Here is an 18,255-nt window from a genome sequence, read left to right as displayed (position 1 = left end):
GCTTTGCTGTGTATCAGCAGCATGTCAGAACAACATGAAACCTTTAGATGGTGCCCCGAGGGAGACTCGAACTCCCACTCCTTTCGAAAACGGATTTTGAATCCGCCGCGTCTACCAATTCCGCCATCAGGGCTCAATGGCGGCGAAGTATAGAGATGAGATTACCGTTGGTCAATCACGTTTCATGGTCAATTTTCACTATTTCCGCTAGACTTCCCGGCCCTGCTAGACGAACCCCATCATGCGCGTTGCTGACTTTACTTTTGAGCTCCCTGATTCGCTGATCGCTCGCCATCCTTTGGCCGAGCGTCGCGCCAGTCGACTGCTGACCCTGGACGGGGTCAGCGGTGCCCTCGCACACCGTCAATTCACTGATTTGCTTGAGCATTTACGCCCAGGCGACTTGATGGTTTTCAACAATACCCGGGTGATTCCGGCTCGCCTTTTTGGCCAGAAAGCATCCGGCGGCAAGCTGGAAATTCTGGTGGAGCGGGTGCTGGACAGCCATCGCGTGCTGGCCCATGTGCGCTCCAGCAAGTCGCCGAAACCGGGTTCGAAGATCCTTATCGATGGCGGTGGCGAAGCAGAAATGCTGGCCCGTCATGATGCGTTGTTCGAGCTTGGGTTTGCCGAGGAAGTGTTGCCGCTGCTGGAACGCGTCGGCCATATGCCGTTGCCTCCTTATATAGACCGCCCGGATGAAGACTCGGACCGCGAGCGTTATCAGACGGTGTATTCCCAGCGACTGGGCGCGGTGGCTGCACCGACGGCGGGGCTGCATTTCGACCAGCCGCTGCTGGATGCGATTGCCGCCAAAGGCGTTGAAACGGCCTATGTGACCCTGCACGTGGGGGCCGGCACGTTTCAGCCGGTGCGTGTGGATAACATCGAAGACCACCATATGCACAGCGAGTGGCTGGAAGTCAGCCAGGACGTCGTGGATGCGGTTGAAGCGTGCAAGGCGCGCGGCGGGCGGGTGGTGGCGGTCGGTACGACCAGCGTGCGCTCGCTGGAAAGCGCGGCGCGCGATGGCGTGCTCAAGCCGTTCAGTGGCGACACAGACATCTTTATCTACCCGGGCCGGCCGTTTCATGTGGTCGATGCTCTGGTGACCAATTTCCATTTGCCGGAATCCACGCTGTTGATGCTGGTGTCGGCATTTGCCGGTTATCCCGAGACCATGGCCGCTTATCAAGCCGCCATCGATAACGGATACCGTTTTTTCAGCTACGGTGATGCGATGTTTATCACCCGTAATCCGGCGCCGCGCGGCCCAGAGGAACAATCATGAGTCGTATGTCGTTTGAATTGCTGGCCACGGATGGTAAAGCTCGCCGCGGCCGTTTGACTTTCCCTCGCGGTACCGTCGAGACCCCGGCTTTTATGCCGGTCGGTACCTACGGCACGGTAAAAGGCATGCTGCCGCGTGACATCGTCGCCACGGGCGCCGAGATCATCCTCGGCAACACCTTCCACCTGTGGCTGCGCCCGGGCACCGAAGTGATCAAGAAGCATGGCGACCTGCATGACTTCATGAAGTGGCAAGGCCCGATCCTCACTGACTCCGGTGGTTTCCAGGTGTTCAGCCTGGGCGCCATGCGCAAGATCAAGGAGGAGGGCGTGACCTTCGCCTCCCCGGTGGACGGCGCCAAAGTGTTCATGGGCCCGGAAGAGTCGATGCAGGTGCAACGTGACCTGGGCTCCGACATCGTGATGATTTTCGACGAGTGCACGCCGTACCCGGCCGATGAAGACGTCGCGCGGATTTCCATGGAACTGTCGTTGCGTTGGGCCCAGCGCTCGAAAAACGCCCATGGCGATAACACCGCTGCCCTGTTCGGTATCGTGCAGGGCGGCATGCATGAAAGCTTGCGCAAGCGCTCGCTGGACGGCCTGGACAAGATCGGCTTCGACGGCTTGGCCATCGGCGGCCTGTCGGTGGGCGAGCCCAAGCACGAGATGATCAAGGTGCTGGATTACCTGCCGGGCCTGATGCCGGCTGACAAACCTCGTTACCTTATGGGCGTTGGCAAACCGGAGGATCTCGTAGAGGGTGTGCGCCGCGGTGTGGACATGTTCGATTGCGTGATGCCAACCCGTAATGCCCGCAATGGGCATCTGTTCATCGATACAGGCGTGCTGAAGATCCGTAACGCGTTCCATCGCCATGATGAATCGCCGCTGGATCCTACCTGTGACTGCTACACCTGCCAGAACTTCTCGCGCGCTTATCTGCACCATCTGGACAAGTGTGGGGAAATGCTGGGTAGCATGTTGAATACCATCCACAATTTGCGTCACTACCAAGTCCTGATGGCTGGTTTGCGCGAGGCTATTCAACAGGGTACATTGGCCGCCTTCGTCGATGCCTTCTATGCCAAGCGCGGGCTGCCTGTGCCGCCCTTGGACTGAGTTTTCCGACCCTAAGATTCACTATTTGCAACTGGAGTGCTAAATGAGCTTTTTTATCTCTAATGCCATGGCTGATGCCGCTGCACCGGCCGCTGCCGGTCCTATGGGCGGTGGTTTTGAGTGGATTTTCCTGGTCGGCTTCCTGGTCATCTTCTACCTGATGATCTGGCGTCCACAGGCCAAGCGCGCCAAAGAGCAGAAGAACCTGCTGGGCAGCTTGCAGAAAGGCGACGAAGTCGTGACCACTGGCGGCATCGCCGGCAAGATCACTAAAGTGTCCGACGCTTTCGTGGTTCTGGAAGTCTCCGACACCGTAGAAATGAAGTTCCAGAAGGGCGCCATCGCTGCCACGCTGCCAAAAGGCACGCTCAAAGCGATCTAAGTAACAACCTTTACCAATCGACGGGGCGCGCAAGGCGCCCCGCGTTATAAGCGGGCGGCGTGATGCTGAACAAATACCCTCTGTGGAAATACGTACTGATCCTGGCGGTGCTGGCGATCGGTTTTATTTATTCCGCTCCCAATCTCTATCCTGATGACCCGGCTATCCAGATCACTGGCGCCAGCACTGCGCTGCAGGTCAATCAGGCTGATCTGGACCGTGCGAGCAAAGCGCTCACCGACGCGGGTATCCAGGTTAAAGCGGCAAGTTTGGCTGCTGATGCGAAGGGCGGCTTGTTGCGCCTGACCAAGCAAGAAGACCAATTGCCGGCAAAAGACGTTGTGCGCAAGGTCATGGGTGATGACTACGTCGTCGCACTGAACCTGGCACAGACCACGCCAAAATGGCTGCGCGCGATCGGCGCACACCCGATGAAGCTGGGTCTGGACTTGTCCGGTGGTGTGCACTTCCTGCTGGAAGTGGACATGGACAAGGCCCTCGACGCTCGCCTGAAAGTCTACGAAGGCGATGTGAAGAGCCTGCTGCGTAAAGAGCGCCTGCGTTATCGCAGCCTGCCGCAGCTCAACGGTGCCATCCAACTGGGCTTTGCTGACGAAGCAACCCGCGAACAGGCCCGTGCGCTGATCCGCAAGAACTTCAACGATTTCGACATTGTTCCGGCCGACCTCAATGGTCAGGCGGTACTGCGTCTGGCGATGACCCCGGCCAAGCTGGCGGAAATCCGTGAATACTCGATCAAGCAGAACTTGACCACGGTACGTAACCGCGTCAACGAGCTGGGTGTGGCCGAGCCGATCGTTCAGCGCCAGGGTGCCAACCGCATCGTGGTTGAACTGCCGGGCGTGCAGGACACCGCTGAAGCCAAGCGTATCCTGGGTAAAACAGCCAACCTGGAATTCCGCCTGGCGGCTGAGCCGGGTGCTACCCGTGCTACTGCAGAAGAGTTCGAGTTCCGTGAAGGCAATCGTCCACCAGCACTGATCGAGCGTGGCTTGATCATTACGGGTGACCAGGTGACCGACGCCAAGGCTGGTTTCGGCGAGCACGGTACGCCTGAAGTGAACATCCGCCTGGATGGCCACGGCGGCGAACTGATGAGCCGCGCAACCCGCAGCAACGTCGGTCGCAGCATGGCGGTGATCTTCATCGAGCAGCGTCCTGTCACCACCTACACCAAGCAAGTGGTTGACGGCGTCGAGAAAGACGTACCGGTACAGACCTTTAAAGAAGAGAAGAAGATCATCAGCCTGGCGACCATCCAGTCGCCGCTGGGTGCTCAATTCCGCATCACCGGCCTGAACGGCCAGGGTGAGTCGTCCGAACTGGCGCTGCTGCTGCGTGCCGGTGGTCTGGCCGCCCCGATGTACTTCGCTGAAGAACGTACCATCGGCCCGAGCCTGGGTGCTGACAACATCACCAAGGGTATCGACGCTGCACTGTGGGGCATGCTGTTCGTCTCCCTGTTCATCATCGCCATCTATCGCTTCTTCGGCGTCATCGCCACCGTCGCGCTGGCGGGCAACATGGTGATGCTGCTGGCCCTCATGTCGCTGCTGGGTGCAACGCTGACCCTGCCAGGTATCGCCGGTATCGTACTCACCATGGGTATGGCGGTTGACGCCAACGTACTGATCTTCTCGCGGATTCGTGAAGAGATTGCTGCGGGCATGACCGTGCAACGGGCAATCAACGAAGGCTTCGGCCGGGCATTTACTGCAATTCTCGACTCCAACCTGACCACCCTGTTGGTCGGCGGGATTCTCTTTGCCATGGGCACCGGCCCGGTCAAAGGTTTTGCGGTGACCATGTCCCTCGGTATCTTTACCTCGATGTTCACGGCCATCATGGTGACCCGCGCAATGGTCAACCTGATCTTTGGCGGACGTGACTTCAAGAAGTTGTGGATTTAAGGGGCTGCCATGTTACGTACAATCAACTTCATGGGCGTTCGCAACGTTGCGTTCGGCTTCACCATGCTCCTTACCGTTCTGGCGTTGTTCAGCTGGTTCCATAAGGGCCTGAACTACGGTCTGGACTTCACCGGCGGTACGCTCATCGAGCTGACCTACGAGAAGCCGGCCGACGTTAGCCTGGTGCGCAACGAGCTGGTCAAGGCCGGCTATCACGAAGCCATCGTCCAGAGCTTTGGTGCAACCACCGACCTGCTGGTGCGTATGCCGGGCGAAGACCCGCAACTGGGTCACCAGGTAGCCGAGGCCTTGCAGAAGGTCGGCGGCGACAACCCGGCGTCGGTCAAGCGCGTCGAGTTCGTGGGCCCGCAGGTAGGTGAAGAGCTGCGCGACCAGGGCGGCCTCGGCATGCTGATGGCGCTGGTCGGCATCATGATCTACCTGGCTTTCCGCTTTCAGTGGAAGTTCGGTGTCGGCGCCATTGTGTCGCTGATCCACGACGTGATCGTGACCGTGGGTATCCTGGCCTACTTCCAGATCACCTTCGATCTGACGGTATTGGCGGCGGTGCTGGCAATCATTGGCTACTCCCTCAACGACACCATCGTGGTATTCGACCGGGTTCGTGAGAACTTCCGGGTGCTGCGCAAGGCGACGTTGATCGAGAACATCAACATCTCCACCACCCAGACCCTGCTGCGCACCATGGCGACTTCGATCTCCACCTTGCTGGCGATTGCCGCACTGATGGTGTTCGGTGGCGACAACCTGTGGGGCTTCTCGCTGTCGCTGTTCATCGGCGTGCTGGCGGGTACCTACTCGTCGATCTACATCGCCAACGTGGTACTGATCTGGCTGAACCTCAACAGCGAAGACTTGATCCCTCCTGCCAGCACCGGCAAGGAGGTCGACGACCGCCCTTGATGGGTGATTGTTGATCTGCTGTTACAAATAAGGCGCGAGTATTGAACTCGCGCCTTTTTTTTTGCTCCAAGGCTGGGTATAGCGCGGATCGTTCGGTCCGTTTGTGATGGTCAGGAGGTTCACGTGAACAAGTCGTTACTGGTTGGTGCGGTATTGGGTGCTGTCGGTGTGACTGCCGGGGGTGCTGTTGCCACCTACAGCCTGGTAAAAAGCGGCCCTGAGTATGCGCAAGTGCTGGCGGTGCAGCCGGTGAAAACCCAGATTAAAACCCCGCGTGAAGTCTGCAAGGATGTTGCCGTAACCCGGCAGAAACCTGTGCAGGATCAGCATCAGATCGTCGGTACGGTGGTCGGTGCGCTGGCGGGCGGCCTGTTGGGTAATCAGGTCGGCGGCGGTAATGGCAAGAAGCTGGCCACCGTGGCCGGTGCGGTCGGTGGCGGTTACGCTGGTAACAAGGTTCAGGAAGGCATGCAGAACCGCGATACCTACACCACCACGCAAACTCGTTGTAATACCGTTAATGACATCAGCGACAAGGTTGTCGGGTACGACGTACGTTACACCCTGGACGGCAAGGAAGGCTCCGTACGCATGGATCGTGATCCAGGCAACCAGATCCCCGTCGACAAGGAAGGGCGCCTGGTTATCGGTCAGAACCAGCCGCAGCAGTAATCCCAGGTATAAAAAAAGCACCCCGAGGGGTGCTTTTTTGTGCTCGCTCGCTTAGCGCTTCAGCGAAGCCGGCAGATGCGGCTGGATCGCCGTCAGGACTGCCTTGAAGCATTTGGTGTTGCCGGCAACCACGTGACCCTTCTCCAGGAAGTCGTGACCACCGGTGAAGTCGCTCACCAGGCCGCCCGCTTCTTGAATCAGCAGTGCGCCTGCAGCCATGTCCCACTCGGACAGGCCCGACTCCCAGAACGCATCAAAACGACCGGCAGCGACATACGCCAGGTCCAGGCTGGCTGCGCCGGCGCGACGGATGCCGGCGGTCTGGCCAACCAGGGCGCGGAACATGCCCAGGTAGTTTTCCAGGTTGTCCATCTGGTCGTCACGGAACGGGAAGCCGGTACCCAGCAGGGCGCCGTCGAGGCTGGTGCGACCGCTGACGCGCAGGCGGCGACCGTTCAACTGGGCGCCACGGCCACGGCTGGCGGTGAATTCTTCCTGGCGAACCGGGTCCAGCACAACGGCGTGTTCCAGGCGGCCACGGTATTTGCAGGCAATGCTCACGGCAAAGTGCGGGATACCGCGCAGGAAGTTGGTGGTGCCATCCAGTGGGTCGATGATCCACAGGTAGTCTTCGCCTTCGCCGCTACCTTTGTGCAGGCCGGTTTCTTCACCGAGGATGCCGTGGGTAGGGTAGGCCTTGCGCAGCGCGTCGATGATTTTCTGCTCGGCGGCGCGATCCACCTCGGATACGTAATCCTTGGCGTCTTTTTCGTCGACCTTGATGGTATCCAGGCGCTCGATGGAGCGGAAGATCAATTCACTGGCGCTGCGGGCGGCGCGCAGCGCGATATTCAGCATGGGCTGCATGGATGTGTCACCTAAGGTTGTTAAAGAAAGCCGAGCATTCTAGCAGAAACTTTCTTCAGGTGAAGGACGACGTTACCTTTCATGGCATAACCTTAGGCTGTTCTGTAAGATTTGCTCCCCTTTCCCGTGTCCGAGAGCGCCTCCCTTGCTGCAAAACATCCGTGTCGTCCTCGTCAATACCAGTCATCCCGGCAATATCGGCGGCGTGGCGCGAGCCATGAAGAACATGGGGCTGACGCGCCTGGTGCTGGTGGAGCCGCGTGTGTTCCCGCACCACGAGGCCGATGCGCGCGCGTCCGGCGCCAATGACATCCTCGAAAAAGCCCAGGTCGTTGCCACCCTGGAAGACGCCCTGGTCGGCTGCAACCTCGTGCTCGGCACCAGCGCTCGCGACCGTCGCATCCCCTGGCCGCTGCTGGATCCTCGCGAATGCGGGACCAAAGTCGTGGAAGAGGCCGCCGGCGGCGCTGAAATCGCCTTGGTATTCGGCCGTGAAGACTCCGGCCTGACCAATGAAGAGCTGCAGCGATGTCATTATCACGTGCACATCCCATCAGACCCCGAGTTCAGTTCGCTGAACCTCGGGGCAGCGGTGCAGGTGTTGAGCTATGAAGTGCGCATGGCCTGGCTGGCCGCTGAAGGCCAGCCAAGCAAGGTTGAAAAGGATGAGGTTGCATCGACCAAGAGTGGCGAACTGGCCACCATGGACGAGCTGGAGCGATTCTATGAGCACCTGGAGCAAACCCTCGTGGCCATCGAGTTCCTCGATCCGGAAAAGCCGCGGCACTTGATGGCGCGTCTGCGCCGGCTATACGGACGCAGCTCGGTCAGCCGAGCGGAAATGAATATATTGCGTGGCATCCTCACGGAAACCCAGAAAGCGGCCCGTGGCGAGCTTCTTAAGCGGAAGGATTAAAAATGTTCGAGCGTTTGCGAGAAGATATCCAGAGTGTTTTCCACCGTGACCCGGCGGCGCGCAATGCCTTTGAAGTGCTGACCTGCTACCCGGGCATGCATGCGATCTGGATCCATCGCCTGTCCGGCGCCTTGTGGGGCATGGGCTGGAAATGGCTGGCGCGGCTGGTATCGAACTTCGGCCGTTGGTTGACCGGGATTGAGATTCATCCGGGCGCCAAGGTCGGCCGTCGTTTCTTTATCGACCACGGCATGGGCATCGTTATTGGTGAGACCGCCGAGATTGGTGATGACGTGACCCTTTACCAGGGCGTGACCCTGGGTGGCACAACCTGGAACAAAGGCAAGCGCCACCCTACGCTGGAAGATGGCGTTGTAGTAGGGGCGGGCGCGAAGGTGCTCGGTCCGTTTACCGTGGGTGCGGGCGCCAAGGTCGGCTCCAATGCTGTGGTGACCAAGGCTGTACCGCCTGGCGCAACGGTTGTCGGTATTCCGGGGCGGATCATCGTCAAGCCGGAAGTGGGTGATGAGCAGGAAGCCAAGCGCAAGGCCATGGCCGAGAAGATCGGCTTCGATGCCTATGGCGTCAGCGAAGACATGCCTGACCCGGTAGCGCGTGCCATCGGTCAGTTGCTGGATCACCTGCAAGCGGTGGACGGCAAGCTGGACGGTATGTGCGGTGCCCTGAAAGACCTCGGCAGCAGCTACTGCGCCAAGGATCTGCCTGAGCTGCGCAAGGAAGACTTCGCCGAGATCAAGGACGAAAGTGCCGCCACCAAGGCTGGCTGAAGTCTCGCAATCACTGCAAAACCCATGTGGGAGCGGGCTTGCTCGCGAAAGCTGCGCGTCAGTCACCGAATATATTGACTGAATCACCGCATTCGCGAGCAAGCCCGCTCCCACATTTTGACCTTCATTAGTCCCGAATTCCCGCTTGGCCCTGTTCCCGCTGGTCCATCCCGTCCCGCCCTGCTATGATTCGCGCGCCCTTTTTACGGGTATTCCTGACTAAAGTACTAGGTCTTATAGTTGACTTAAATACTCGGGAATCGCATACTTGCTCCCATTCTGAAACACCTTGGTACTTGTCCATGAGACTGACTACAAAAGGCCGATACGCGGTGACCGCCATGCTTGACCTGGCCTTGCACGCGCAAAATGGGCCGGTGTCCCTGGCCGATATCTCCGAGCGCCAAGGCATTTCCCTGTCCTACCTCGAGCAGTTGTTCGCCAAGTTGCGCCGCAGCAATCTGGTTTCCAGCGTTCGTGGTCCAGGCGGCGGCTATCAATTGTCCCGCGACATGCAGGGCATCCAGGTCGCCCAGGTGATCGACGCGGTGAATGAATCCGTCGATGCCACCAAATGCCAGGGGCTGGGTGATTGCCACGCTGGTGACACCTGCCTCACGCACCACTTGTGGTGTGATCTGAGCCTGCAGATCCATGAGTTTTTGAGTGGTATCAGCTTGGCTGATCTTGTGACTCGCCGTGAGGTGCAAGAAGTAGCCCAGCGTCAGGACCAGCGCCGTTGCAACACCAAGGCGCCGCGTCTGGACAAGATTGAAGCGTCCGCCGTCGAGTGACAGCCGAAGAGCTAACGGCACGCCAGCCAGCCTGATTTAGGAGAAAGTCCATGAAATTGCCGATTTACCTTGATTACTCAGCGACCACCCCGGTTGATCCGCGTGTCGCGCAAAAGATGAGCGAATGCCTGCTGGTTGACGGAAACTTCGGTAACCCGGCGTCCCGTTCCCACGTTTTCGGCTGGAAAGCCGAAGAAGCAGTGGAAAACGCTCGTCGCCAGGTCGCTGACCTGGTGAATGCCGACCCACGTGAAATCGTCTGGACCTCCGGTGCCACCGAGTCCGACAACCTGGCAATCAAGGGTGCGGCGCATTTCTACGCGACCAAAGGCAAACACCTGATCACCACCAAGATTGAGCACAAGGCTGTCCTCGACACCATGCGCCAACTGGAGCGTGAAGGTTTTGAGGTTACCTACCTCGAGCCAACCACCGACGGTATCGTGACCCCTGCGATGATCGAAGCCGCGATGCGTGAAGACACCATCCTGGTTTCCGTGATCCACGTGAACAACGAAATCGGCACCATCAACGACATCGCCGCCATCGGCGAGCTGACCCGCTCCAAGGGTGTGTTGCTGCACGTCGACGCTGCGCAGTCCACCGGCAAGGTCGATATTGACCTGTCGAAACTGAAAGTCGACCTGATGTCGTTCTCTGCCCACAAGACCTACGGCCCTAAAGGCATTGGCGCGCTCTACGTGAGCCGCAAGCCTCGCGTACGTATCGAAGCCACCATGCACGGCGGCGGTCACGAGCGCGGCATGCGTTCGGGCACCCTGGCGACCCACCAGATCGTCGGCATCGGCGAAGCGTTCCGTGTGGCCAAGGAAGACATGGCTGCCGAAAACGTGCGCATCAAGGCCCTGAGCGATCGCTTCTACAAGCAGGTCGAGCACCTTGAAGAGCTGTACATCAACGGCAGCATGACCGCCCGTGTACCGCACAACCTGAATTTGAGCTTCAACTACGTCGAAGGCGAGTCGCTGATCATGGCGCTCAAGGACCTGGCGGTTTCGTCCGGCTCGGCCTGCACCTCGGCTTCCCTTGAGCCGTCTTACGTCCTGCGCGCCCTGGGCCGCAACGACGAACTGGCTCACAGCTCGATCCGCTTTACATTCGGCCGTTTCACCACCGAAGAAGAAGTCGACTACGCCGCGCAGAAAGTCTGCGAGGCCGTCACCAAGCTGCGTACCTTGTCCCCGCTGTGGGACATGTACAAGGACGGTGTCGACATTTCCAAGATCGAGTGGGCGGCACACTAAATATAGAAGCCGCCACCCAAAAGGCTCTGTAAAGACGTGGCGGAAAACGCAGGCGTGTTTGCAGGGTTCCAGAGCGGCCCTGATGAGTGAGGATTCAGTACCATGGCTTACAGCGAAAAGGTCATCGACCACTACGAAAACCCGCGCAACGTCGGCAAGATGAACGCGGAAGACCCTGATGTCGGCACCGGCATGGTCGGCGCTCCGGCGTGCGGCGACGTTATGCGCCTGCAGATCAAGGTCAACGAAGCTGGCGTTATCGAAGACGCCAAGTTCAAGACCTACGGTTGCGGTTCGGCCATCGCCTCCAGCTCCCTGGCGACCGAATGGATGAAAGGCAAGACCCTGGATGAGGCTGTGACTATCAGCAACACCCAACTGGCCGAAGAACTGGCCTTGCCGCCAGTGAAAATCCACTGCTCGGTACTCGCGGAAGACGCCATCAAGGCGGCCGTTCGCGACTACAAGCAGAAGAAAGGCTTGATCTAAGCAATTTGGCGACGAGTAAGGAGTCACGATGGCTATCAGCATGACAGAAGCGGCTGCGCAGCACATTCGCCGCTCCCTGAATGGGCGCGGTAAAGGTGAGGGGATTCGTCTGGGTGTGCGCACCACGGGCTGTTCCGGCCTTGCCTACGTGCTGGAGTTTGTCGACGAGGTGGTCGAGGAAGATCAGGTGTTCGAGAGTCACGGCGAAAAGGTGATCATCGACCCGAAAAGCCTGACCTACCTGGACGGCACCGAACTCGATTTCGTCAAGGAAGGGTTGAACGAAGGCTTCAAGTTCAACAACCCCAACGTACGCGGTGAATGTGGCTGCGGCGAAAGCTTCAACATCTGAGGCTGATCGTGGGTACTCCTTGTCATTTCGCTTTGTTTGAGCTGCAGCCGAGTTTTCGACTGGACCTTGAACAGCTTGCCACGCGCTACCGTGAACTGGCGCGTGGGGTGCATCCGGACCGCTTCGCTGACGCTTCCGAGCGTGAGCAACGCCTGGCGCTGGAGCAATCAGCCAGCCTCAACGAAGCCTATCAGACGCTCAAGAACCCTCCCAAACGCGCGCGCTACCTGCTCGCGATGGGCGGTCGCGAGCTGCCGCTTGAAGTCACGGTCCAGGACCCTGATTTCCTGATGCAGCAGATGCAATGGCGCGAAGAACTCGAAGAACTGCAGGACGAGGCTGATCTGGCCGGAGTCGCAGTGTTCAAGCGCCGTCTGAAAGTGGCCCAGGATGAACTCAACGAAAGCTTCGCAGCCTGTTGGGATGATGCAGCGCAACGTGAACAGGCCGAACGCCTGATGCGGCGCATGCAGTTCCTCGACAAGCTCACCTACGAAGTGCGCCAGTTAGAAGAGCGCCTCGACGATTAACCCAGTGCCGCCCAGGTTGCACGCCTGATATACAGATAAGTCCTGATTACCATGGCCCTACTGCAGATCGCCGAACCCGGTCAAAGTCCTCAACCGCACCAGCGTCGTCTGGCGGTCGGGATTGACTTGGGCACTACCAATTCGCTGGTCGCTGCATTGCGCAGCGGTCTTTCCGAGCCGCTGCCCGACGCGGATGGCCAGGTCATCCTGCCGTCTGCCGTGCGTTATCATGCTGACCGCACCGAAGTGGGCGAGTCGGCCAAGCTGGCGGCGTCTACCGATCCTTTGAATACCGTGCTGTCGGTCAAGCGCTTGATGGGTCGTGGTTTGTCCGACGTCAAGCAGCTGGGCGACCAGCTTCCCTACCGCTTTGTCGGCGGCGAATCACATATGCCGTTCATCGACACGATCCAGGGCCCGAAAAGCCCGGTGGAAGTGTCGGCCGATATCCTCAAGGTCTTGCGCCAGCGCGCCGAGACCACCTTGGGTGGCGAACTGGTAGGTGCGGTGATTACTGTTCCTGCATATTTCGATGACGCTCAGCGCCAGGCCACCAAGGATGCGGCGAAACTTGCCGGCCTGAACGTGCTGCGCCTGCTCAACGAGCCGACCGCAGCCGCTGTGGCTTACGGCCTGGATCAGCACGCCGAAGGCCTGGTGGCTATTTACGACCTGGGCGGCGGTACCTTTGATATTTCGATCCTGCGCCTGACCGGCGGTGTCTTCGAAGTGCTGGCTACCGGTGGCGATACCGCCCTGGGTGGCGATGACTTCGATCACGCCATTGCTGGCTGGATCATCACCAGTGCCGGCTTGTCTGCCGACCTGGGCCCGGGTGCGCAACGTAATTTGCTGCAAACTGCCTGTGACGCCAAAGAAGCGCTGACTGACGCTGCGTCGGTTGAAGTTTCCTACGGTAGCTGGTCGGCTCAACTGACCCGCGAAGCGTTCGATTCGTTGATCGAACCGATGGTCGCCCGCAGCCTGAAAGCCTGCCGCCGCGCCGTGCGTGATTCCGGTGTCGAGCTGGAAGACGTGGTCGCCGTGGTCATGGTGGGTGGTTCGACCCGCGTGCCGCGTGTTCGTGAGGCGGTCGCTGAAGCCTTCGGCCGTCAGCCGCTGACTGAAATCGACCCGGATCAAGTGGTGGCTATCGGTGCCGCGATCCAGGCCGATACCCTCGCCGGTAACAAGCGTGATGGTGGCGAACTGCTTCTGCTCGACGTGATCCCGTTGTCCCTGGGGCTGGAAACCATGGGCGGCCTGATGGAGAAGGTGATTCCACGCAACACCACCATCCCCGTTGCCCGCGCCCAGGACTTCACCACGTACAAAGATGGCCAGACGGCCATGATGATTCACGTGCTGCAAGGCGAGCGTGAGCTGATCAGCGACTGCCGTTCCCTGGCGCGCTTCGAATTGCGCGGCATTCCTGCGATGGTGGCTGGTGCGGCGAAGATTCGCGTGACCTTCCAGGTCGACGCCGACGGCTTGCTCAGCGTTGCCGCTCGCGAACTGGCCTCCGGCGTTGAAGCCAGCATCCAGGTCAAGCCGTCCTACGGCCTGACCGACGGCGAAATCGCCAAGATGCTCAAGGATTCGTTCCAGTACGCCGGTGACGACAAGGTCGCCCGCGTGCTGCGTGAGCAGCAAGTCGACGCCCAGCGCCTGCTCGAAGCGGTGCAGGGCGCCCTTGAAGCTGACGGCGAGCGTCTGCTGGATGCCGAAGAGCGCATGGTCATCGACCTGCAAATGCAGGAACTGGCTGAATTGATGAAAGGCACCGATGGTTACGCCATCGAGCAACAGACCAAGCGCCTGTCGCAAGTGACCGATGCCTTTGCCGCCCGTCGCATGGACCAGACGGTGAAAGCCGCCCTGGCGGGCCGCAACTTGAACGAACTTGAGGATTAACTGATGCCGCAGATCATTTTTCTGCCACACGCCGAGCATTGCCCGGACGGTATGGTTGTGGAGGCTGAGACCGGCAAGTCCATTCTCGAAGTCGCTCACGATAACCACATCGAGATCGAAAGCGCCTGCGGCGGCGTTAACGCCTGTACCACGTGCCATTGCATCATTCGCGAAGGTTTCAATAGCCTGGAAGAGGCTGATGAGCTGGAAGAGGACTATCTTGATAGGGCGTGGGGCCTTGAGCCGACGTCGCGATTGAGCTGTCAGGCAAAAGTGGGAACAGAAGACCTTACCGTCGAAATTCCGAAGTATTCGCTCAACCATGCCGCCGAAGCGCCGCACTGATTCAAGGAAGTGTCATGAGTCTTAAATGGGTTGATGTACAAGAAATCGCTATCCTGCTGGCCGATGGTCACCCGGACTTGAACCCTTATTCGCTGAACTTTGTAGCTTTGCGTGACATGGTCATGGCCTTGCCAGGGTTCGAAGATGACCGGGAACGCGGCGGTGAAAAGGTGCTTGAAGCTATTCAGACTGCCTGGAAAGAAGAGCAGGACTGAAGCCTCCCTTACGCAGTTAGGCAATACCCAAGAACCCGCGTATAATTCGCGGGTTTAATTTTTCGCAAATTACCGTTTCTGGAGTTACACCATGGCTGTTCAACGTACTTTCTCCATCATCAAGCCTGACGCTGTTGCAAAAAACGTCATCGGCGAGATCACCACTCGTTTCGAAAAAGCCGGCCTGAAGGTTGTAGCTTCGAAACTCAAGCAACTGTCCAAAGCCGAAGCTGAAGGCTTCTACGCTGAGCACAGCGCTCGTGGTTTCTTCGGCGACCTGGTTGCCTTCATGATCTCCGGTCCTGTTGTTGTTCAGGTTCTGGAAGGCGAAAACGCTATCGCTCTGAACCGTGAGCTGATGGGCGCTACCAACCCTAAAGAAGCTGCGGCCGGCACCATCCGTGCTGACTTCGCTGAATCGATCGACGCCAACGCCGTTCACGGTTCGGACTCCGAAGCCGCTGCTGCCCGCGAAATCTCGTACTTTTTCGCTGCTACTGAAGTAACCGCTCGCTAAGCATTGGCTTAAAAGAGCGAAGGTGAATCCATGACTACATTGACTGCAAAAACCAACCTGCTGGGTCTGACTCAACAGGAAATGGAAAAATTCTTCGACTCAATCGGGGAGAAGCGTTTTCGTGCCGCTCAGGTAATGAAGTGGATTCACCATCTTGGCGTCGATGATTTCGACGCCATGACGAACGTCAGCAAGGCCCTGCGCGACAAGCTCAAGGCCATTGCCGAAGTTCGCGGCCCCGAAGTGGTCAGCGAGGACATTTCCACCGACGGCACCCGTAAGTGGGTGGTGCGCGTGGCGTCCGGCAGCTGCGTCGAGACCGTGTACATTCCCCAGGGCAAGCGCGGCACTCTGTGCGTTTCGTCCCAGGCAGGCTGTGCCCTGGACTGCAGTTTCTGCTCCACCGGCAAGCAAGGTTTCAACAGCAACCTCACCGCCGCCGAAGTCATCGGCCAGGTGTGGATTGCCAATAAATCGTTCGGCAGCATCCCGGCGACCGCCGACCGTGCCATCACCAACGTGGTGATGATGGGCATGGGCGAGCCGCTGCTGAACTTCGACAACGTTGTCGCGGCCATGCACCTGATGATGGACGACCTGGGCTACGGTATCTCCAAGCGCCGCGTGACCCTGTCGACCTCCGGCGTGGTACCGATGATCGATGAGCTGGCCAAGCACATCGACGTCTCCCTGGCGTTGTCGCTGCACGCACCGAATGACGCATTGCGTAACCAATTGGTGCCGATCAACAAGAAGTATCCGCTTAAGATGCTGCTCGAATCTTGCCAGCGCTACATGGCGACCTTGGGCGAAAAGCGTGTGTTGACCATTGAGTACACCATGCTCAAGGACATCAACGACAAGGTCGAGCACGCGGTCGAGATGATCGAGTTGCTCAAGAACGTACCGTGCAAGATCAACCTGATTCCGTTTAACCCGTTTCCCCATTCTGGCTATGAGCGGCCGAGCAATAACGCCATCCGCCGTTTCCAGGATCAACTGCACCATGCAGGCTTCAATGTCACCGTGCGCACCACCCGCGGCGAAGACATCGATGCGGCATGTGGCCAATTGGTAGGACAGGTGCTGGATCGCACCCGTCGCAGCGAACGTTATATCGCCGTGCGTGAATTGAGTGCCGCCGACGATATGCCGCAAAGCGCCGCGACTCGAACCTGAGAGAGGATCTCTATGCCCTTGCGCCTTGCGCTGCTTTTGCTTGTTGCCAGCCTCGCGGCTGGCTGTGTTTCATCGGGCCATGACAGCCCGTTGCAAACCGGCAAGGGCCGTGACGAAGCGCGCGCTGCCTATGTGCAGCTGGGCTTGGGGTACTTGCAGCAAGGGATGACCGAACAGGCCAAGGTGCCGCTGAAGAAGGCCCTTGAGCTGGATGGCAGCGACGCTGACGCCAATGCTGCGCTGGCTTTGGTGTTCCAGGCCCAGGCCGAGCCTGAATTGGCCGATCAATATTTCCACAAGGCCCTGGCCACACGCCCTGGCGACCCAAGACTGCTGAATAACTACGGCAGTTTTTTGTTTGCGCAGAAACGTTATGCCCAGGCATCCGAATATTTCCAGCAGGCTGCGGCCGATACCCTCTATCCTGAGCGTTCGCGGGTTTTCGAGAACCTGGGGGTGACCTCAATGCTTCTCGGCCAGCGCGACACCGCACGCCAGCAACTGGAAAAAGCCCTGCACCTGAACCAGCGCCAGCCACGGGCCTTGCTCGAAATGGCTGAGTTGTCCTTCGAAGACAGGCATTATGTGCCGGCACGTGACTATTACGAGCGTTTTAGCCTGCTGAGCGGGCAAAATGCACGTAGTCTATTGCTCGGTGTGCGCCTGGCGACGGTTCATGAAGAACGCGACAAGGCCGCACGTTTTGGCCAGCAACTCGAACGACTCTATCCCGGTACGCCGGAATATCAGCAATACCTGTCGGAGCAATGATGAAAGCGGCGCACCCGGAAGTTGTAGCAGCTAATCGTGGAAACCCAGGCGAGACCTTGCGTCAGGCCCGCGAAAGCAATGGTTGGTCGCTGGCAGAAGTGGCCCTCAAGCTCAATTTGACCACGACTTCATTGGGCAACCTTGAAGCTGGCGCATTCGACAAGCTGCCAGGGCACACCTTTGCCCGCGGCTATATCCGCGCCTACGCCAAGTTGCTGGGTATCGACCAGGCTGCATTGGTCCAGGAGTTCGACCAAATCACCGGTACCGATTCCCAGGGCAGCAATGTCCATGGTCTTGGCCGCATTGAAGAGCCTGTGCGGGTTTCCCACACCATTTTGCGCATTGTCAGCCTGTTGCTGCTCATCGCCGTGATCGGCGGTGGTTTTGTATGGTGGCAGGATCAGACCGCCCAGCGTGGCAAGGACTTGTCCAGCAACGCCATGGAGCACGTCGAAGTCGAAAGCGCCGACGGCACCACCCAGATTCATCCGTTGGATGAGCCGGAAGACCAGGCCGTGGCCCAGGGTCAGGCGGCGCCTGAGGCAGAGCCAAGTGCCGAGCAGCCTGCGCCCGAAGCAGGTACTGCCGCCGCAGTGGCACCCGTCGCACCCGCTCCAGCGGTTGCAGTGACGCCTGCTGCTCCAGCTCATACGCCAGCAACGCCAGCAGTACCGGCGCAGGCTCCGGCAACAACGGCTCCCGTCGCCCCGGCGATTTCCGCGCCAACCACCCCGGTACTGATCGCCGGTGATGGCCGAGTACAAATTACCTACGTCGCTGACTGCTGGACGCAAGTCTCCGATGGCAACGGCAAGGTGCTGTTCAGTGGTCTGAAGCGTAAGGGAGATACACTTGACCAGGGCGGCAAGCCTCCTTTGACGCTGCGTCTGGGCTTTGCCCGTGGCGCGCAAGTGGCCTACAACGGCCAGCCTGTGGACGTGGCGCCGTTCACCAGTGGCGAGACTGCTCGCCTCAAGTTGGGACAATAA

21 protein-coding genes and 1 tRNA gene are annotated in these 18,255 nt (G+C 59.1%); 20 read left to right on the top strand and 2 right to left on the bottom strand.

Annotation, left to right across the window (positions count from 1 at the left end; translation table 11 throughout):
- Positions 1 to 48: 48 nt before the first annotated feature.
- Positions 49 to 133 (bottom strand) — tRNA-Leu (locus HX805_RS05410).
- A gap of 108 nt (positions 134 to 241) precedes the next feature.
- Here HX805_RS05410 and queA point away from each other — a divergent pair.
- The 6 genes from queA (at position 242) to HX805_RS05380 (ending at position 6,321) form a co-directional block, all read left to right on the top strand.
- A complete protein-coding gene (queA, locus tag HX805_RS05405; RefSeq protein ID WP_008438293.1) occupies positions 242 to 1,291 on the top strand; it encodes a tRNA preQ1(34) S-adenosylmethionine ribosyltransferase-isomerase QueA in 1,050 nt (349 codons plus the stop codon).
- A 5-nt stretch (positions 1,292 to 1,296) separates the two neighbouring features.
- A complete protein-coding gene (gene tgt, locus HX805_RS05400; protein WP_166742186.1) occupies positions 1,297 to 2,412 on the top strand; it encodes a tRNA guanosine(34) transglycosylase Tgt in 1,116 nt (371 codons plus the stop codon).
- Positions 2,413 to 2,455: 43 nt separating this feature from the next.
- Entirely contained in the window at positions 2,456 to 2,794 is a 339-nt protein-coding gene (gene yajC, locus HX805_RS05395; protein ID WP_003175975.1) for a preprotein translocase subunit YajC, read from the top strand.
- Between the two features lie 62 nt (positions 2,795 to 2,856).
- Positions 2,857 to 4,725 carry a protein translocase subunit SecD gene (gene secD, locus HX805_RS05390; protein WP_003210312.1) on the top strand — a complete coding sequence of 623 codons (1,869 nt, stop codon included), beginning with the start codon at positions 2,857 to 2,859 and terminating at the stop codon, positions 4,723 to 4,725.
- A gap of 9 nt (positions 4,726 to 4,734) precedes the next feature.
- On the top strand, positions 4,735 to 5,649 hold the full coding sequence (gene secF / locus HX805_RS05385; protein ID WP_003210311.1) for a protein translocase subunit SecF: 915 nt from the start codon (positions 4,735 to 4,737) through the stop codon (positions 5,647 to 5,649).
- Positions 5,650 to 5,772: 123 nt separating this feature from the next.
- A complete protein-coding gene (locus HX805_RS05380) occupies positions 5,773 to 6,321 on the top strand; it encodes a glycine zipper 2TM domain-containing protein (RefSeq protein ID WP_003210309.1) in 549 nt (182 codons plus the stop codon).
- A 51-nt stretch (positions 6,322 to 6,372) separates the two neighbouring features.
- Here the strand turns inward: HX805_RS05380 and suhB are convergent, their stop codons facing one another.
- On the bottom strand, positions 6,373 to 7,188 hold the full coding sequence (gene suhB / locus HX805_RS05375; RefSeq protein WP_003175971.1) for an inositol-phosphate phosphatase: 816 nt from the start codon (positions 7,186 to 7,188) through the stop codon (positions 6,373 to 6,375).
- Between the two features lie 145 nt (positions 7,189 to 7,333).
- Here suhB and trmJ point away from each other — a divergent pair, with 145 nt between their 5' ends.
- The 14 genes from trmJ (at position 7,334) to HX805_RS05305 (ending at position 18,255) form a co-directional block, all read left to right on the top strand.
- On the top strand, positions 7,334 to 8,104 hold the full coding sequence (gene trmJ, locus HX805_RS05370) for a tRNA (cytosine(32)/uridine(32)-2'-O)-methyltransferase TrmJ (protein WP_003210307.1): 771 nt from the start codon (positions 7,334 to 7,336) through the stop codon (positions 8,102 to 8,104).
- Between the two features lie 2 nt (positions 8,105 to 8,106).
- The gene (gene cysE / locus HX805_RS05365) at positions 8,107 to 8,892 is read left to right on the top strand and encodes a serine O-acetyltransferase (protein WP_008438291.1); all 786 of its coding nucleotides are present in this window, start codon (positions 8,107 to 8,109) and stop codon (positions 8,890 to 8,892) included.
- Between the two features lie 302 nt (positions 8,893 to 9,194).
- Positions 9,195 to 9,686: a Fe-S cluster assembly transcriptional regulator IscR gene (gene iscR / locus HX805_RS05360; protein ID WP_003210305.1), complete on the top strand. Its 492-nt coding sequence runs from the start codon at positions 9,195 to 9,197 to the stop codon at positions 9,684 to 9,686.
- A 50-nt stretch (positions 9,687 to 9,736) separates the two neighbouring features.
- Positions 9,737 to 10,951 carry an IscS subfamily cysteine desulfurase gene (locus HX805_RS05355; protein ID WP_008438290.1) on the top strand — a complete coding sequence of 405 codons (1,215 nt, stop codon included), beginning with the start codon at positions 9,737 to 9,739 and terminating at the stop codon, positions 10,949 to 10,951.
- 102 nt (positions 10,952 to 11,053) lie between these two features.
- On the top strand, positions 11,054 to 11,440 hold the full coding sequence (gene iscU / locus HX805_RS05350) for a Fe-S cluster assembly scaffold IscU (protein ID WP_003209682.1): 387 nt from the start codon (positions 11,054 to 11,056) through the stop codon (positions 11,438 to 11,440).
- 28 nt (positions 11,441 to 11,468) lie between these two features.
- Complete coding sequence (gene iscA / locus HX805_RS05345) at positions 11,469 to 11,792, top strand: iron-sulfur cluster assembly protein IscA (RefSeq protein WP_003209680.1); 324 nt, start codon at positions 11,469 to 11,471, stop codon at positions 11,790 to 11,792.
- A gap of 8 nt (positions 11,793 to 11,800) precedes the next feature.
- Positions 11,801 to 12,322: a co-chaperone HscB gene (gene hscB, locus HX805_RS05340; protein ID WP_008438289.1), complete on the top strand. Its 522-nt coding sequence runs from the start codon at positions 11,801 to 11,803 to the stop codon at positions 12,320 to 12,322.
- Between the two features lie 51 nt (positions 12,323 to 12,373).
- The gene (gene hscA, locus HX805_RS05335; protein WP_177116668.1) at positions 12,374 to 14,236 is read left to right on the top strand and encodes a Fe-S protein assembly chaperone HscA; all 1,863 of its coding nucleotides are present in this window, start codon (positions 12,374 to 12,376) and stop codon (positions 14,234 to 14,236) included.
- 3 nt (positions 14,237 to 14,239) lie between these two features.
- Positions 14,240 to 14,581: an ISC system 2Fe-2S type ferredoxin gene (gene fdx, locus HX805_RS05330; RefSeq protein ID WP_003209674.1), complete on the top strand. Its 342-nt coding sequence runs from the start codon at positions 14,240 to 14,242 to the stop codon at positions 14,579 to 14,581.
- Positions 14,582 to 14,595: 14 nt separating this feature from the next.
- Positions 14,596 to 14,796 carry a Fe-S cluster assembly protein IscX gene (gene iscX / locus HX805_RS05325; RefSeq protein ID WP_177116667.1) on the top strand — a complete coding sequence of 67 codons (201 nt, stop codon included), beginning with the start codon at positions 14,596 to 14,598 and terminating at the stop codon, positions 14,794 to 14,796.
- A 91-nt stretch (positions 14,797 to 14,887) separates the two neighbouring features.
- Positions 14,888 to 15,313, top strand: a complete 426-nt coding sequence (gene ndk, locus HX805_RS05320) for a nucleoside-diphosphate kinase (protein WP_003175956.1) — start codon at positions 14,888 to 14,890, stop codon at positions 15,311 to 15,313.
- Between the two features lie 30 nt (positions 15,314 to 15,343).
- On the top strand, positions 15,344 to 16,492 hold the full coding sequence (gene rlmN, locus HX805_RS05315; protein ID WP_003209670.1) for a 23S rRNA (adenine(2503)-C(2))-methyltransferase RlmN: 1,149 nt from the start codon (positions 15,344 to 15,346) through the stop codon (positions 16,490 to 16,492).
- 12 nt (positions 16,493 to 16,504) lie between these two features.
- Complete coding sequence (gene pilW, locus HX805_RS05310; protein WP_008438284.1) at positions 16,505 to 17,263, top strand: type IV pilus biogenesis/stability protein PilW; 759 nt, start codon at positions 16,505 to 16,507, stop codon at positions 17,261 to 17,263.
- Positions 17,263 to 18,255 (top strand): RodZ family helix-turn-helix domain-containing protein, encoded by a 993-nt coding sequence (locus tag HX805_RS05305; RefSeq protein WP_003209667.1) that lies wholly within the window; start codon positions 17,263 to 17,265, stop codon positions 18,253 to 18,255. Before pilW ends, HX805_RS05305 begins: the two co-directional genes overlap by 1 nt.

This window comes from Pseudomonas sp. G5001 (genome assembly GCF_013385475.1).
GTDB lineage: Bacteria > Pseudomonadota > Gammaproteobacteria > Pseudomonadales > Pseudomonadaceae > Aquipseudomonas.
This window is presented reverse-complemented; position numbering and strand designations above follow the sequence as displayed.

What these genes read in the sequence shown, in the direction of transcription:
- yajC (WP_003175975.1), top strand. Translation starts at nt 2,456, where the DNA reads ATGAGCTTTTTTATCTCTAATGCCATGGCTGATGCCGCTGCACCGGCC.
- iscX (WP_177116667.1), top strand. Translation starts at nt 14,596, where the DNA reads ATGAGTCTTAAATGGGTTGATGTACAAGAAATCGCTATCCTGCTGGCC.
- ndk (WP_003175956.1), top strand. Translation starts at nt 14,888, where the DNA reads ATGGCTGTTCAACGTACTTTCTCCATCATCAAGCCTGACGCTGTTGCA.
- secD (WP_003210312.1), top strand. Translation starts at nt 2,857, where the DNA reads ATGCTGAACAAATACCCTCTGTGGAAATACGTACTGATCCTGGCGGTG.
- HX805_RS05305 (WP_003209667.1), top strand. Translation starts at nt 17,263, where the DNA reads ATGAAAGCGGCGCACCCGGAAGTTGTAGCAGCTAATCGTGGAAACCCA.
- secF (WP_003210311.1), top strand. Translation starts at nt 4,735, where the DNA reads ATGTTACGTACAATCAACTTCATGGGCGTTCGCAACGTTGCGTTCGGC.
- iscR (WP_003210305.1), top strand. Translation starts at nt 9,195, where the DNA reads ATGAGACTGACTACAAAAGGCCGATACGCGGTGACCGCCATGCTTGAC.
- iscU (WP_003209682.1), top strand. Translation starts at nt 11,054, where the DNA reads ATGGCTTACAGCGAAAAGGTCATCGACCACTACGAAAACCCGCGCAAC.
- suhB (WP_003175971.1), bottom strand. Translation starts at nt 7,188, where the DNA reads ATGCAGCCCATGCTGAATATCGCGCTGCGCGCCGCCCGCAGCGCCAGT.
- queA (WP_008438293.1), top strand. Translation starts at nt 242, where the DNA reads ATGCGCGTTGCTGACTTTACTTTTGAGCTCCCTGATTCGCTGATCGCT.
- fdx (WP_003209674.1), top strand. Translation starts at nt 14,240, where the DNA reads ATGCCGCAGATCATTTTTCTGCCACACGCCGAGCATTGCCCGGACGGT.
- tgt (WP_166742186.1), top strand. Translation starts at nt 1,297, where the DNA reads ATGTCGTTTGAATTGCTGGCCACGGATGGTAAAGCTCGCCGCGGCCGT.
- pilW (WP_008438284.1), top strand. Translation starts at nt 16,505, where the DNA reads ATGCCCTTGCGCCTTGCGCTGCTTTTGCTTGTTGCCAGCCTCGCGGCT.
- iscA (WP_003209680.1), top strand. Translation starts at nt 11,469, where the DNA reads ATGGCTATCAGCATGACAGAAGCGGCTGCGCAGCACATTCGCCGCTCC.
- HX805_RS05355 (WP_008438290.1), top strand. Translation starts at nt 9,737, where the DNA reads ATGAAATTGCCGATTTACCTTGATTACTCAGCGACCACCCCGGTTGAT.
- cysE (WP_008438291.1), top strand. Translation starts at nt 8,107, where the DNA reads ATGTTCGAGCGTTTGCGAGAAGATATCCAGAGTGTTTTCCACCGTGAC.
- rlmN (WP_003209670.1), top strand. Translation starts at nt 15,344, where the DNA reads ATGACTACATTGACTGCAAAAACCAACCTGCTGGGTCTGACTCAACAG.
- hscA (WP_177116668.1), top strand. Translation starts at nt 12,374, where the DNA reads ATGGCCCTACTGCAGATCGCCGAACCCGGTCAAAGTCCTCAACCGCAC.